The sequence below is a fragment of the Fictibacillus sp. 18YEL24 genome (assembly GCF_015903855.1).
GTDB lineage: Bacteria > Bacillota > Bacilli > Bacillales > Fictibacillaceae > Fictibacillus > Fictibacillus phosphorivorans_C.
Genome location: NZ_JACZDT010000002.1, coordinates 464,151 through 479,285, shown reverse-complemented (window position 1 = coordinate 479,285; position 15,135 = coordinate 464,151). Strand labels below are relative to the sequence as shown.

At 40.1% G+C, this 15,135-nt stretch carries 13 protein-coding genes; 8 read left to right on the top strand and 5 right to left on the bottom strand.

Translation table 11 applies throughout. The annotated features are described in order from the left end of the window. Positions 1–58 precede the first annotated feature (58 nt). The 4 genes from HU823_RS07840 to HU823_RS07825 form a co-directional block, all read right to left on the bottom strand. A complete protein-coding gene (locus HU823_RS07840) occupies positions 59–1,216 on the bottom strand; it encodes a glycerate kinase (RefSeq protein ID WP_197221702.1) in 1,158 nt (385 codons plus the stop codon). A gap of 15 nt (positions 1,217–1,231) precedes the next feature. Beyond that, on the bottom strand, positions 1,232–2,905 hold the full coding sequence (locus tag HU823_RS07835) for an alpha-amylase family glycosyl hydrolase (protein WP_197221701.1): 1,674 nt from the start codon (positions 2,903–2,905) through the stop codon (positions 1,232–1,234). Continuing rightward, positions 2,905–5,571 carry a glycoside hydrolase family 38 C-terminal domain-containing protein gene (locus HU823_RS07830; RefSeq protein ID WP_197221700.1) on the bottom strand — a complete coding sequence of 889 codons (2,667 nt, stop codon included), beginning with the start codon at positions 5,569–5,571 and terminating at the stop codon, positions 2,905–2,907. Before HU823_RS07830 ends, HU823_RS07835 begins: the two co-directional genes overlap by 1 nt. A 330-nt stretch (positions 5,572–5,901) precedes the next feature. Further along, entirely contained in the window at positions 5,902–7,863 is a 1,962-nt protein-coding gene (locus HU823_RS07825; RefSeq protein WP_197221699.1) for a fructose-specific PTS transporter subunit EIIC, read from the bottom strand. A 165-nt stretch (positions 7,864–8,028) separates the two neighbouring features. On the opposite strand from HU823_RS07825, the gene HU823_RS07820 reads away from it, so the two are divergent. From HU823_RS07820 to HU823_RS07790, 7 genes are all read left to right on the top strand, one after another. Next, entirely contained in the window at positions 8,029–8,775 is a 747-nt protein-coding gene (locus HU823_RS07820) for a MurR/RpiR family transcriptional regulator (protein ID WP_197221698.1), read from the top strand. Between the two features lie 396 nt (positions 8,776–9,171). After that, positions 9,172–9,897, top strand: coding sequence for a CDP-diacylglycerol--serine O-phosphatidyltransferase (pssA, locus tag HU823_RS07815; RefSeq protein WP_144697578.1), 726 nt, complete (start codon positions 9,172–9,174; stop codon positions 9,895–9,897). A gap of 78 nt (positions 9,898–9,975) precedes the next feature. Beyond that, positions 9,976–10,251 carry a hypothetical protein gene (locus HU823_RS07810; RefSeq protein WP_197221697.1) on the top strand — a complete coding sequence of 92 codons (276 nt, stop codon included), beginning with the start codon at positions 9,976–9,978 and terminating at the stop codon, positions 10,249–10,251. Positions 10,252–10,349: 98 nt separating this feature from the next. Beyond that, positions 10,350–10,706: a hypothetical protein gene (locus HU823_RS07805; protein WP_197221696.1), complete on the top strand. Its 357-nt coding sequence runs from the start codon at positions 10,350–10,352 to the stop codon at positions 10,704–10,706. A 225-nt stretch (positions 10,707–10,931) separates the two neighbouring features. Beyond that, complete coding sequence (locus HU823_RS07800; RefSeq protein ID WP_197221695.1) at positions 10,932–11,564, top strand: hypothetical protein; 633 nt, start codon at positions 10,932–10,934, stop codon at positions 11,562–11,564. Between the two features lie 30 nt (positions 11,565–11,594). Continuing rightward, positions 11,595–12,368 (top strand): DUF2628 domain-containing protein, encoded by a 774-nt coding sequence (locus HU823_RS07795; protein WP_197221694.1) that lies wholly within the window; start codon positions 11,595–11,597, stop codon positions 12,366–12,368. A 3-nt stretch (positions 12,369–12,371) separates the two neighbouring features. Continuing rightward, on the top strand, positions 12,372–12,848 hold the full coding sequence (locus HU823_RS07790; RefSeq protein ID WP_197221693.1) for a hypothetical protein: 477 nt from the start codon (positions 12,372–12,374) through the stop codon (positions 12,846–12,848). A 278-nt stretch (positions 12,849–13,126) separates the two neighbouring features. On the opposite strand, the gene HU823_RS07785 is transcribed toward HU823_RS07790, so the two are convergent. Beyond that, positions 13,127–13,285 (bottom strand): hypothetical protein, encoded by a 159-nt coding sequence (locus tag HU823_RS07785; protein WP_153237240.1) that lies wholly within the window; start codon positions 13,283–13,285, stop codon positions 13,127–13,129. A gap of 219 nt (positions 13,286–13,504) precedes the next feature. Between HU823_RS07785 and HU823_RS07780 the strand changes: the two genes are divergently transcribed. Further along, the gene (locus HU823_RS07780) at positions 13,505–14,782 is read left to right on the top strand and encodes a helix-turn-helix domain-containing protein (protein ID WP_197221692.1); all 1,278 of its coding nucleotides are present in this window, start codon (positions 13,505–13,507) and stop codon (positions 14,780–14,782) included. The last annotated feature ends 353 nt before the right edge of the window (positions 14,783–15,135 follow it).

Sequence of the window (15,135 nt, the reverse complement as noted above, 5' to 3'; positions counted from 1 at the left end):
GCTTAGATGGAGTATAGAAGGATCCATTTAACTAAATTTCACAAAAAGTATATCCTTCTCAGTCAGCTTTTTGTTTTGAATGATTTATTTTCAGCAAGCGCGCTATGTTTTCCGCTGTTTTTTCTACATTAACAGCTCCATGCAGCAATGCTTCCTCTAACGTCACCACACCGTTCATTACGCTAAAAACAGCATCAATTCCGTGATCGTACACCGCTTCATAATCAGGACCGATGCTGCCAGCAATCGCAACAACGGGTACACCGTTCACAACAGTCTTCGCTCGTTTCGCTACACCTACTGGCGCTTTTCCATGAATTGTTTGAGAATCGATCCGGCCTTCTCCAACAATCACAAGGTCAACATCCTGAACCGCATCTTCAAAATGGATTACATCAAGAACAAGATCAATTCCGCTCTGCAGCTTTCCATCTAAAAACGCCACAACTCCTGCACCAAGGCCTCCAGCAGCGCCAGCGCCTGGTAACTCATCTACTGCAACACCAAGATTTCGCTCCACTACTTCAGCGTATCGTTTTAAACTTTCATCTAAAATGCCAACCATATCTGGCGTCGCACCTTTTTGCGGTCCAAAAACAGCCGATGCCCCGTGCGATCCCGTTAACGGATTTGTTACATCACACGCCACATCTATCTTCACTGACTGCAGTCTAGCATCTAATCCAGAAACATCAATGGTCAACAGTTCACGAAGCGCTTCACCACCAGCACTCAACTCATCGCCGCTCACATTCAAAAACTTAACACCGAGTGCAGATGCCATTCCAGCACCGCCGTCATTTGTTGCAGATCCACCAAGACCGAGCACGATTCGCTCTACACCGCGATTTAAAGCGTCTAGAATCAGTTCACCTGTTCCCCGTGTTGTTGTCACACAAGGATTCCGCTTCTCTCTCGGAACAAGATGAAGACCGGAAGCGGCGGCCATCTCGATCACTGCCGTCTTCCCATCACCTGTTACGCCGTAAAATGCATCTACTTTTTCACCGAGCGGACCTGTTGCCTCCACTTCGACCATCTCGCCGCCTGTCGCATCAACAACAGATGTAACCGTTCCTTCTCCACCGTCGCCAATAGGCATGTGCACATAATTAGCGTGAGGATACGTCTTTTTAAAACCAGCTTCCACTGCTCTACAGACCTCAGCGGCTGTCATACTTTCTTTAAATGAATCAGGAGCGATGACAATCTTCATCCGTGTCCACCTACTTTATTTTTTTATCCACATAAACTGATATGGAACAAGTTCAACGGTTTCTTCAACTGAAGTTCCGCTCCACAAGTCTTGCCCGCCGAAAGGAAGTTCCACATCCACCAGTTTGTTCGATGCATTCATCACGAACAACACCGTTTCACCTGTTTCTTCATTTCTGCGAACCAGTGAGAATACCTGCTTCCCAAGTTCTAGAATCGACTGTGAAGCAAAGGGTGAGAACGCTGTTTCCTGCTGACGCGTACGAATCAAACGCTTCAATCCTGTAAACACTTTTTGACGACGAGTAGATGTTTCTAACTCCGAAACGAGTTCATCGTATTGAAACTTCTGGCGATTGATCCGACGGTTGATTCCTGACGACTCCAACCCTTCATAATCGTTCCGAGAACCTAACAATGAGTGATAATAGACAGCCGGAACACCCATTACTGAGAACAATACGGAATGTGCCGCAAGCATTTTCTGCACTTGCATATCTTCACTCGTATCTTCTTCTTTATTGATGAGCGCGTCCATGTAATTGATGTTCAGCTCATAAGGAGATTCCGTTCCGTCTGGGTTACTTTTATACGAAACACGACCGCCGTTATTCAACACTTTCTTAGCCAATGATGAACGTTCTTCTTCAGTTAAGATGCCTTCTGTTGGCCGCAAGCCGATACCGTCATGACTCGCTAAAAAGTTAAAGTAAGTAGCAGAATCAGACACCTTTTCAATCGACTTCGCCCAACCCGTCAGCTTTCTCGCATCATGAGTCGTTAACGTGTGCAATACAAGCGGCGGCAGTGAAAATTGGTACACCATATGCGCTTCATTGTTTCCGTCACCAAAATAGCTGATGTTTTCTTTATGAGGAACATTCGTCTCAGTGATCAAGAGCGTGTTTAATTGCAATTCTTCTAAAATCTCACGCCACAACTGAATGATGGCATGTGTTTGAGGAAGATGAATACAAGTCGTACCAGATTCTTTCCACATGAAACCGATCGCGTCTAGACGAATGCTTGTCCCGCCTCGGTTCGCGTAATCTAGTAAAATATCCGTCATCTCAAGCAACGCAGGAAAATGCTTAAAGTTCACATCCACCTGGTCTTCAGAAAATGTTGTCCACGCTGTCTTACCACCTTCGTACTCGTGAAACAGCGGAGAGGTGCGTGGACGCACAACGTTTGAAGCATCGAAACCATCTTCTTTTGGGGTAAAATAGTTCACATATTCTGCTTCACCCTTCAGGTAGCCTTGAAACCACTTGCTCGACTTCGACATATGGTTCGCTACAAAATCAAACATTAGACGATAATCGCCTGACAAACGTTCAATATCCGACCAGTTCCCTAGTTCAGGGTGGATCTCACGATAATCAACGACCGAAAAACCATCATCAGACGTATACGGAAACATCGGTAACAAATGTACATCCGTAATCTCATCTGCCGCGTATTCGTTAATGAACTTGTTCAGCGTTTTTAACGTTGATTCTCCTTCTTCTTTAATGATATCGCCGTACGTGATCAGATACACATTTTTTTCAGAGAGTGGAGCTGTCTCGCTCCACTTTTTCTCTCTCCAACCCTCTACAAGCTTTACGATCTCTTCTTTATAATCAGGCGAAAAATCTTCGCCATAGATTGTTTTTAACAGATTCTCAGCTTTCTCAGAAAAACTCATTACACATTCTCCTTCATACGAAGCTTTAATGTGACGTATCCTTTTGCTCGAACCGTCACTTCGTCTTTCACGTCGATCACACTTTTTTCGTTCAGTTTCGTTTGTAGAACAGATTGGATGTGTTCACTTCTTAAGACAACTGTCTGCTCTACCTCACTCGGGTTAAACAAACGTAAGATGACCGAATCATCGTCGTGCGCTTTTTTCATCGTGCTCAAAAACAAGTCCCCTTCTGACTCAAACAAGCTGAATCTCGCAGGCAAGATATCTACTGGATATGGAATCTCAAAACGATCGAGTCTTTCTTCAAACGTGTTCAACGCTTGCTTTTGATAACTCACACTGTGTCCGCGATATTCATCTACCGTGTTAAACAACTGTTTAACGTCATGACCTTCAGTGACCATAATCGCGTACTCAAATGACATTTTCGTTTGCATTTGAGCATCCGGTGTATGAACGACTTTATTGTTGATACCTGACGCGCGGCCTGGTCTCCAAGCTAAATTGTCACGGCCAAGCAAACCTACGCTTCGGAACAATGTTAAAGCGAGTTGCCCCGTTTCTTTGATCAACTCATATTCTTTGATGCCTTTTGTGATAACAGCAGAAGTTAATTCTCCATTCGTTACACCTGCTAGATTTTCTAGCGGATAGATCGGCACCGGTGCTTCAGCGAACTTCTCTTTTTTCCAGTTTTCCATGTACGGATTAACTGTTGGGCGCTGGATCAGACTGAATCCTTGATCGCCGAAAGAGACATCTGGTGCTTCGACAGAAGTTTGCAGCAACACGCGAACGCGGTGATCTTTTACTTCATTTTCAATGTCATGGATAACGCGGATATAGTCTTCTCCCTCGCGAAGTTCAAATCGGGTTACAATGGCTAAGTTTCCTGTTGCATCTCCAACTTTTCGTTCTTCCAAGTCTTTTGACACCTGCAACAGATGTACGACTTCCATGAACTCAACACCATTACTTCCTTCAACATAAACAGATTCAATCTCTCTTGAATAGATTGGCGAGTCTCCAGCAAGCGGAGAAAAGTCATACGAATCTCCCGCATCCGCAACATTTTCAAACTTTACAAAATCAGAGATCGTCTTGTTCAGTGTCTTAACCGTTAAATGCAATCTTCCATCTTCCTCATAAATTCGGAAGCTCTCATTTTCGATCGCTCGGTTGTCTTCAACTTTCGGAGCTACATGTTCGATCACTTCATTTTCCACCACTTCAAATGTTTCATAGCCCATGGACGGAAGTTTCACATCACGTAAAAGTATTTCATTTCGGTAATAACCTGGCGCTTCTACTTCTTTTTCACCATCCGCAGTCACTACGATCGTCTTTCCGCCTGAGATATACTCCTGATTCAATACGTCGAACAGAACAGGATTTCCGTCTAGACCACGAACACCGAACCCTTTTTCTTTTGTAAAAAGAACCACTTTCTGCGAACCTTCAAACGCTTTTGGAAGCAGATGGAACATTATAAAGATTGAGTCTTTCCCAAGCTGACGACTCACAGCTTCTGATATTTGTTTTTTTAATAGATTCAAACAGCCATCAGCGATTCGGATAACCTTTGTAAGACGATTCACGATCTCTTGATTCGTGTCATCAGAGTTACACCCACCGATGCTATCATGAGCGTGAACGTCAAATAGCATCTTCCACATCTCATCCAGCCATCGTTGCGGATATTTAAAGCCTAGCGTACTCGCAAGACTTGCCAAAGGTTCTAGTTCATAAATGACCTTTTCTTCAGCAATATCATTAAGTTTTTTGATGTCATAACGCTGTGAACGGATCGTATTATGAATACGAGATTTTTGAGTCGCGATCAGCTCACCCTCGATAACGTTCTTAAAATCTCCTTCTTCCCACGTATCCTTCATGAACGTTTCATAGTCAGAGAGCACATATTCATGTTTCTCATCTTTTTCGTTCAGTTTTTTTACCGTTTCAGGAAAATGCTCTCGAACGAGCACTTGGTCACCACCAGCTGGCAACAACAAGTTATCCGTTCCCGCGTTCAGATCAGCTATTTTTTCTAAAATCGGGAGCAATCGTTCTTCCATGTACTGAGGATCATCTGATAAAAATTTTCCTGGACCATAACCGAAGTAGATATTATTCGCCTTCACGCTCTCGCCGTCTGGTGATTGCCACGTGAAGTTCAGATCACCGTTCAACTGATCGGTATAAATCCCGCGCTGCAACACGCTATAATCGATATCAAATTCTTTGAACATAGACGGAAGATATGTGTTCTGACCAAAAATATCAGGCAGGTAACCAACGTTCAGGGAGTGACCCATCTTTTCAGCAATCCGCGTTCCGTACATCAAGTTGCGGATCAATGACTCTCGGTTCACAAGTAGTGAATCTGCTTGTGTGTACCAAGGCCCAACAAAGATACGTTTATCCGCGATCAAACAGCTCAATCGTTCTTTTTCTTCTGGACGAATCTTTAGATACTCATCAATGATCGAGCTCTGCGCGTCAAATACATAGCCCGTATACTCAGGATCTTTCTCCATCACATCCATCAATCGGTCCATGTTTTCTACAAGTAATAGGTTTGAATCTTCTATAGTAAAGTACCACTCGCGATCCCAATGCGAATGCGGTACGACGTATACCTTTTTTTGTTTCTGTTTCATGCTGTTTCCCTCCCGTGTTGCTCACGTTTAATAGAAAGAGGGGTCACCCTTTTAACAGATGCGCCCCTTTTTTATTTTGAATGCTTATTTTTTCAGCTCATATCGACGTATTATCTGAACAGTTTGGATTTTACGGTACATGTATTTTTATTTGTTACACGTTCGCTCAAACTGGTCCTTGTCACTCATACCATTCTCTTTTCGCTCATTGAAACATATCTTTCGCTCAAAATGTATCTCTGTTCGCTCAAACCACCCTTAGTTTCGCTCAAGATATTAAATATTTACTAAGATTATTCCTCCAGGAGCTCCAGAATCTGAAAAATCTCGTTACGCTTGTTTCTCTTTTTTCTTTAAAATCGCAAAGCGGATAAAGATGTTCGCGAATGCGATGAACGCTGCACCGACAACGAGTCCGAGCAAGTAAGCCCACAGGTTCTCAACGAGCGGCCAGCCCCAAACTGCCGGAAGCGGAAGCCATTGAACAGCCCCAAGCAAGACAGCCGTACTTGCGCCAAGGATGGCACCGATAATGTTGATTGGAATCGTGATCAACGGGTTACGAAGCATGAACGGAATCGCACCTTCAGAGATTGCAAGGAATCCAAGTAATAATGAAGTATTACCTGCTACACGAAGGTCTGCAGGGAATACACGGCGGCCGACGATATATTTATCGATAACCACAGCAACTCCAAGTCCGATCGGTGGAATAACGATCGCCAGAACACGAGCTGTTAACGGATACACTTCATCTGCTGCAAGTCCGATCGCGATCGCACCTGCTGCTTTGTTGATCGGTCCACCTAAGTCAAAGGCAGTTGCAGAAGCGATGATCGATGCAAGAACAACATCACCCGTTCCTTGTGCAGACTCGATCCAGTTGCGTAATACTACGTTCAGACCGCCAAACACAGGATCTACAATGTAAAAGTTTAAGAAAAAGATCGATAGTACTGAGATCGCTGGGATGATAAACATCGGCTTCATCGCAGCTAAGTTTTTATTCAATTGAATTTTTCGGTTCAAGAAACGAGCGATATAACCTGCTGCAAGACCAAGGATCAATGCTCCTAAAAATCCAGACGGAATGCCATCCGGGTTGTTCCAGAACGTATAATGAAGTCCGCCAGCAAAAGCTCCCCCAATAAATCCAGCTACAAGTCCTACACGGTCAGCCAGTGAATAGGCGACAAACGCTGCAAATATCGGGTACATGAATTTAAATATGAGTGCTCCAAATTTATCTAAATGATGAAGAATAACGAATAGCTCACTTGAATGTGTAGCATATTTCGGATCTGCGAGTTCATTCACAAGTCCGAACGGCATCGCACCAAGTTTTGCGATTCCCATCATCAATCCACCTGCTACGATAACGGGTATCATGTATGAGATCCCTGTCATTACCGCTTGGACCATATCTTTAAAGAATCCGCCTCCGCCGCTTGATTGAGTAGTAGAAGATTCTTCTTCCTCTGCTTCAACAACACCATCAGGGTTACTCAGCGCTTTTTGAATCATTTCTTTACCTTTTCGTAACGGTTCAGCTACTCGCGTTTGCACATACGATTTACCTGCAAAACGGTCTTTTTGCTTTGGTGCAATATCCGTTGCAAAGATGACAGCGTCTGCATTTTTGATCACATCTGCTGATAACTCATCTTCAATCCCACTAGCACCCTGTTTTTCAACGAGTACAGAAACACCTAACTCACGTCCTGCTTTTTCCAGAGCTTCAGCCGCCATATACGTATGCGCGATACCTGTTGCACATGCTGTAACCGCAACGACGGTTTTGGTGAATTCTTTTTCAGGGGCAGCTTCTTTCTTCTCTTCAACATCCAGTCTGTTTAAAAACTCATCAGTTGTACCTGCTGCCATCAAACCTTCCAAGTAACCGTCGCGCATCAGATTCGTACTTAGTGTAGACAATACTTTTAAATGCGTTGTTCCCGCTTCACTCTCAGGAATGGCGATCAAGAATACGAGCTGGACTTTGTTGTTCGGATCGATACTTTCCCAGTCTAGGAGTGGTGATTTTAGACGAGCTACCGCAAAGACGGCTTGTTTTACCGTTGCCGATTTTCCGTGCGGAATCGCTAACCCTTTCTCCATGCCTGTCGGAGATTGCTCCTCACGTTTTAATACCGCTTCCAATAAAGCTTCTTCAGATTCTATATAATTTTGTTTTTTAATCTTTGAAATTAGCTGTCGGATCACTTGCTCTTTATTCTGAGCATCTACATCGAACAACACTAAATTCGGATGGGTCATGTTTCTTAGTTCCATGACATTCACTCCAATCTCCCCTAGTATGAAAGCACTTCCAACTTTCTATACTCTATTTGTAACATGAAAGTAAGCGTTATCTTTGTACAGAGTCCGTACATTTGTACAGAATGAAAAATGGGCTATACTAAAAGAAAGAATCGTACGGAAATGAGGAAGTTAACGATGGGGAAGTTTCTAGATCAGTTCAGCAGCAAGTTAGCTGAACTTACACCGACCGAAAAACAAGTCGTATATTACATAGACAATCATATAGATGAAGCAAAAACGCATTCGTTGACTGAGATCGCAAAAGTGAACAACGTGAGTACAACAACAATCGTGCGCATGTCCCATAAGCTTGGACTTGAAGGCTTCTCCGAACTAAAATACATTCTTAAAACGATCGAGAATCAACATGTGATGTTAGGAGACAATCCGGTTGAGCGCTATAAAGAAGAGTTTGTTTCTGCATTTGAAACGATTCAAAAAACGGAGCTCGAAAAATTGAGTGAGAAGATCGTGAACGCAAAGCGAGTGATCGTGGTCGGTGTAGGTCTATCGAAAATGATGGCGGAGTACTTCAGCAAATTACTCATGCAGACGAACAAGCAGACTCACTATACATACGAGTCACACATGATCGACCTTTTACCGAACATGGTGGAACCGAACGACCTCGTGTTCTTTATCTCGTCAAGCGGCGAAACGAAAACGCTTCTGCAAGCAGCCGAGAAGCTTTCCTATAAAGTCGTAGATACAGCTGCTATCACGAACGCATCCGATTCTTCGTTAAGTAAGATGGTGAAGACGAGTTTAAGCATGACGGTCGGCCGGGTAAAGTTCGCAGGCTATGATATCACAGCAAGATCGACATTGATGTTGTTGATCGACCTTTTGTTTGAGAGCTATTTGAAGAGAAGTGTGAAGTGATTTTCATGGGGCGGACTCAAATTATCATATTTTATATAGACATGGTGTTTTTACGGTACGTGTTCTTATATTTATTACGCGTTCGCTCAATATGGCTATCGTTTCACACCAACTGTTGAGCGTTTCGCTCCGAATCGCTCACATTTCACACCAATCCTCTTCTTTTTAGCTCAATCGTGGACTTGTTTTGCTCAGACCAAGTACATGAACCGTACAAGGTCACTTTCTGTACATTTTTGAATGAATTTCGTTCATAATCTATCACCCACTTAAACAACTCCCTACCCCATGCCACCTAAAAAATATGTTAAACTACTCACTTAACCAAAAAAACATAACTTTTTCCAATAAAATCATCTATTATATAAAGAAGAGTATTTTTTAAGGACGTGGACAATGAAAAAGCATATTCCAAACTTATTAACTTTAGGAAATTTATTCTGTGGGTTTCTTTCCATCGGTTACGTTTCAAACGGTGATATTCGAAACGCAGCCATCCTCATTTTTATCGCGATGATGCTGGATGCGGTCGACGGAAGAGCAGCTCGGATCTTAGGAGTTTCAGGAAACCTAGGTAAGGAACTCGATTCCCTTGCGGATGTTGTATCCTTTGGGGTTGCGCCTGCTTATTTTGTCGCGAATACTTACTTTGCACATTTAGGGATGTGGGGCTTTCTATTTGCAGGATTATTTCCGTTGTTCGGAGCATACCGTTTAGCACGCTTTAACATTACGGATGCTGAAGAATCAATGAAATATTTTAAAGGTATCCCGATCCCATTAGCAGGTGGAATCGTTGTATTCTTAGTCTTTTTTGTAAAATGGATTCCACTTTGGATTTTTGTACTTCTGTTTTACGGACTCGGCCTTTTGATGGTAAGCACGATCAAGATTCCAAGCTTCAAGGATATCCCGATGCCGCGATACGGTACGATCATCTCGTTATTTTTGTTCTATATGTTTTATTTGCTTGCGAAAAACCGATTTGAAAGCGTACCGATCTTCTTTTATGTCGCGTTAGCCACTTACTTCTTATTTATTGGAGTTAGGTTTGTTAAGGTGAAAGAGATTAAGATCAGACGTCCTCGCCGACCTCGGCGGAATAAAAGGAGACGGTTTTAATAGAATGCCCTTATTTACAGCCAGATGCTGAAGATATCAGTATCTGGCTTTTACTTTTGAACAAAAGGATGGATGAACATGGATTCTTTAATTTTCGGATTAGCATTCTTCATACCAGGAGCAGCTTTTTTTCTATGGATAGTATTTAAATATACAAAGGAAGAACATCAAAAGGAACTACAAAAGTACGCGTGGTTTCGTGAAGACAAAATGAAATGGCTGTGGGATTCGGATTTTGCTCTGTTTACGAAAATAGCGGAAAAGTCGTTTATGATCACGAAGATTATTATGCTGCTGCTCTCATTATTTGTGGTAGCTGCAGGAGTACTAGGTCTTTGCATCTATTTCTTTTAACACCTATCATCTTTTCCCCTCTTCCTTCATATAATGTCCCAATAAGCGAAACATGTACTTTGTGAAATGGACAAATCATGTTTGAGAGGAGAGATGGTATGAATAACTACCCTAACCTAAGGGAGTTTTATGAGAAGGTACCAATCTTGATCGGCGAGAACGATCGCGCCGCTCTAAAGGATAAAGCTCAGGATGACGACGCTGCACTTGAGAACTCCACACACTGGCTCATCGCCATGGAAGGCAGTGAAAAGCAACGAAATGTGTACCACTGGAAGGTGCTCATCTATCCTTCACAAACAAAAGTGATACATTGCTATAAGTCTCCTTATTATGCATCGCAGCACTTTACATCCATTTATGAAGCGATTGAGTACTCTAATGAATTAAGTCAAAAAGCACGTGAAGATTTACTAAGTACGATTGAAAAGCCTGCCCTACAAAGAGAAGCTTAACGTGATTCATCCTCGCTTTTCTTTTTGCTACAGATTGTGAAACAGTGTACATAGAAAAGCAAACTATATAAGTAACGAACCAATGAAGTGGATGATAAACCAGTTCATTTTTATTATGTCTTTTTTCAAAAATAAGTGCAGACGGACTTACATAATAAAGGTATAGTAGGAAAATAAGGAAACAAATATTCATAGTTATTTACACTCTTACACAAGGAGCACACCATGCATGTTTTAGAAGTTGCTATCCATAAACACAACTTGTCTTGTTCCAGCAATAAAAAGTGTTATATCAAAAACAATGGATTATGTTTTATAGAAAACAACCCTATACATGAATTACATCTAACCTACTTTGGTCGGAATTTTAATCTCTTTTATCTAAAAGACGTCTTAAACGAAATCCGTATGAAGAATTTCTTTACCCTTTATCATCTAGTGAGTAAAGAAATTTATGCTGATTTAAAAAAGAGCAAGTGGAACGAGTTTTTAATACAAGAACACCGTGCTAACCAACATTACATAATAGTCTATCAATTTACTTCTGTTCAAACACTTATAGATTTTGTAGAAGAAGAACCTTATATGTATTTATTAAATGTAACGAATGGCATTTACGTTGACGAAGTTCCTATCATACAGCCATTTATGGACTATGAGGATAATTGGCATGAAAGTAAGAATAAAGTTTCCTTCAACAACGTCTTTCTAACCATTAATTTTGACTTTGATGGGCTTAAGGTTTACTTCAGCACCTTCGACAAGCTCTCTTCATTTTTAAAGAGGTTAAAAGTGCATTATCAGATAAAATTGGATGATACGGAATATGGTTGTTGTGAAGTAGAAGCTAGCGATTAATTTACAGATTATTTTTAGAGGAGAATCACGATGAACGAAACACACCAAGAGGACCTTACCTCGTTTCAAGGCCAACATAAAGTTGTTCAGAAAAACATTGCATATTACGATTTGAAATGGAGATCGGTTGAGAACCCGGCAACAAAAAGCACGTGGAACTGGCTTGCCTTCTTTTTCTCAACGTTTTGGCTGGCGTACCGTAAAATGTATAAACCGTTTTTTATTATTGCAGCTCTTGAATTGTTATGGGCTGTTCCATTTTATTTTGTAGACCTGCCGATATGGATTGATTTTCCCTTTTATGCCGTTATCGCGGTAATCGTTGGCACATACGGAAATCGGTGGTATTTTAACCATACGTCCCATGTTTTGAAGCAAGCTAGAGCTTTACCTGAAGATGTGCAGAAATCCTATATTCAAACAAAAGGCGGTACACATGTAGGAATTATGTTTGGTCTTCATGCCCTGTTAATTGCCCTACACTTCGCCTTGGATTTTGGTCTATCTTTCATACCCTCAGAAACGAATATTAAAGATGTCGTCCGTTTAAGTGGTGAAGCAGAAACATTAGAATCGTTCACCGATAACCCGGAGTGGAAATATATCGAAAAAAGCGGTCGCCACCATGTTGTAGAATTTACCGGCTATGATTATACCGAGAAAGAAGACGTTCGCATCGTTTTCTATATCTATTTTGATAAGTATTTATACGAATGGAAGAACGTGTACATCAACGGCAAAAAGTTGAAGGAAGAGGATGCTGAAGACTATCAATACTGGATTGAAGACAATTCATGGTACTAAGAGATGAAATCTTTAACGTATAAAGTTTCTTGGTTTCCGATAATAAGTTTGATGACAGCAGGAGTAATCATCTTATTGCTCCCGTTTAGTGATATAAAAGAGATGTATAAACATCTTCCTGCAGTCATATTTTTATTTGTTTTTTCATTTTTACTTATTGGTTATTCTATTTATCTACTTCAAAACAGAAGAAATAACCGAGGGTTCTATTGGGATGCTGAAGGCGTTGTGATCAATTTAAAAGGAAACAAAATTCTCTGGAGTGAAATTGAGAGTATTACGTTTTTCAAAAGTTCGGTTACTTCTACGCGCTCTACTGTTATCTATCCATGCTACTCTCATCACGAAACAATCAGAGAAAGACACAAAAAAATGATGCCTGCAACTTCACATTCTGTGGAATGGTTTATTATTGAAAAACCGAAAGACTATCATGAAAACTTAATACAAACATGGAAAAATAGAAAGACTTTCATTTGAGAGTCTTTTTTGAGTTTGATCAAAATGAGGTATGTGTGCATAAGCCATGTCGAAAAGAGTGAGAGTTAAGTCGATATGTGCGCAGATAATATGAATATGTGCGTAAAATAAGAAATCTATGCAAACGCGTAACTAATTTTAAAAGCACGTAACTTAAAAGCTTTGTATTACAATATTCAAAAGAAGTCGCTCCATAATTTAAGGAGCGACCATTCATATAATCATCTAACTGCTTATTGTAAAGCTGAGTCTTTTTTTCATCTATTAGTAATCGTAAATTATAGTTGAACAGTAACTTCTGATTTATGAACCAAAATAACACGGGGTACGTAAGGTTCATTTACTTTTCGAATCTCAAGAAAGTCTGAAGAATACACATGTAGCACTTTGTGTAATTCATCATGATAGTTTACAAGATCGCCTCTTTCAATAGTCATAGCTTTCACCCTAGTCGTTAGTTTCTATAGTTAATTATACCTAATATATTCGTCAAAAAAATTGGGAAACATGAAGGGATTTAGAGGTTAAATTACAATAATTTAAGTCTAGTTTCCTCTTTCAGTTAAAGTTCAGGTATATTTATAGAAGGGATTTATTTCACTTATATACTTTCTAGTATTTGTAAATGACATTTATAGAAAAGCGGGGTAACAAATATGAACTTAGGAGAAAAGATTCGATATTTCCGAAGAGTCAAAAACTTATCCCAGCAAGAACTCGCTGCCGGGATATGTTCTGTTCCTTATTTAAGTAAGATAGAAAACGGAGTCACTGAACCTTCAGAGGAAATTCAGCGGCTTTTAGCTGAACGTTTAGGTATAAGATTACATACTAAAAATGAAAAAAGTATCATGCAAAACTATGTAGACCTTTTCTATTCTTTATATAAGAGAGATTATCCAACTGCAAAGCAGAAATATGAAAATTTATTTAATCTTCCTTCACAATCCGTTGAAGAGGATATTCTGACCAAGATTTTTAAGAGCATGTACATTATGATGACCACTCAGGAAACACATGAAGTTCAAGAGATGTTAGATGAAGTTGCTTATATTGACGATGTGATCAAAGGGGAAAAAGCGTTTTACTATCTTCTAGCTAGATCACAGCTCAGTTTTTTTATAGAGGAATTTGAAGACGCGCATAGCTATGCTTTAAAAGCTGAAAAATTGTTAGAAGAACATCGTTTTCAGGAATGGGAAAAAGGCTATTTGCTTTATTTGATTGGCCTTACAGCAAATCAACTCTTTAAAAGCATCACCGCTTTAGAATATACTCAGTTGGCTCTGACTATATTTGAAAAAACATATTTCTTTAAAAGGTGTGCAGATTGTAGGATTATACTTGCAATCGTCCAAACGAGAATTAAAAATTTTGACGAATCTATTAAACAATTACTCCTTGCCGAAACCATTGCTAATTCGTTTGGTGATGAAGTGATTAAAGGGATTGTCTACCATAATTTAGGTAGTATTGCGAATCATAAAGGTGAAACGGAAAAGGCGATCGAACTGTTTGCTCGAAGTTTACAAGCGAAAGAAGGGGAACCTTTTATCGCTAAGATTATGACAATCTATGCACTCATTAAAAGTTATGAAAAAACCAACCAACCTGAAAAAGGCTTACAGTTATTGAGCACTTGGATGGATCAGTTGAAAGATAACCCCATTTACAGAGGATATGAACTGCATTTCCTTTATTACAAAGATCTATTTACATATGGGAAACTAAATGAGCAAACCGTTCAATTTATGATAAAAGAAATGATTCCTTATTTTAAAAAGAGAAACGAGTGGATCTTTTTAGCAGAGTATTATCCGATACTTGGAAAATACTTTGAGGATCACCAGAAATACAAACAGGCTAGCATGTACTATAGTTCCGCCATGGAAGCCATGAGGAAGATGTATGACTTAGGCGTGACATATATATAGTGTTGTAACCGATTCTATCGTTGAACAAGATAAACGAAGATAAAACATAGGAATAATGATAAAAAAGCATAAATGAGAGACTCTTTTTTAGATATTCCTTGTAATTCAAAGTAACTTTTCACAACGTATAATAAATATAGTGTCGAGAATAACACCAACATATCAAATAAGAAAAGACCAGCACTAAATGCACTAAAAGAACTCTTCAGGTCTTCATTAGTGGTTGCTAAAATACTTAAGTAGAAAATACAAAAATAAGAAAAAAATTGTTTGATCTTCATTTCGTTTCTCCTTCCCTAGTATTGGCTTCTAATTGTAACACAATTCTGATTTTTATCACTTAAAAACCCCAC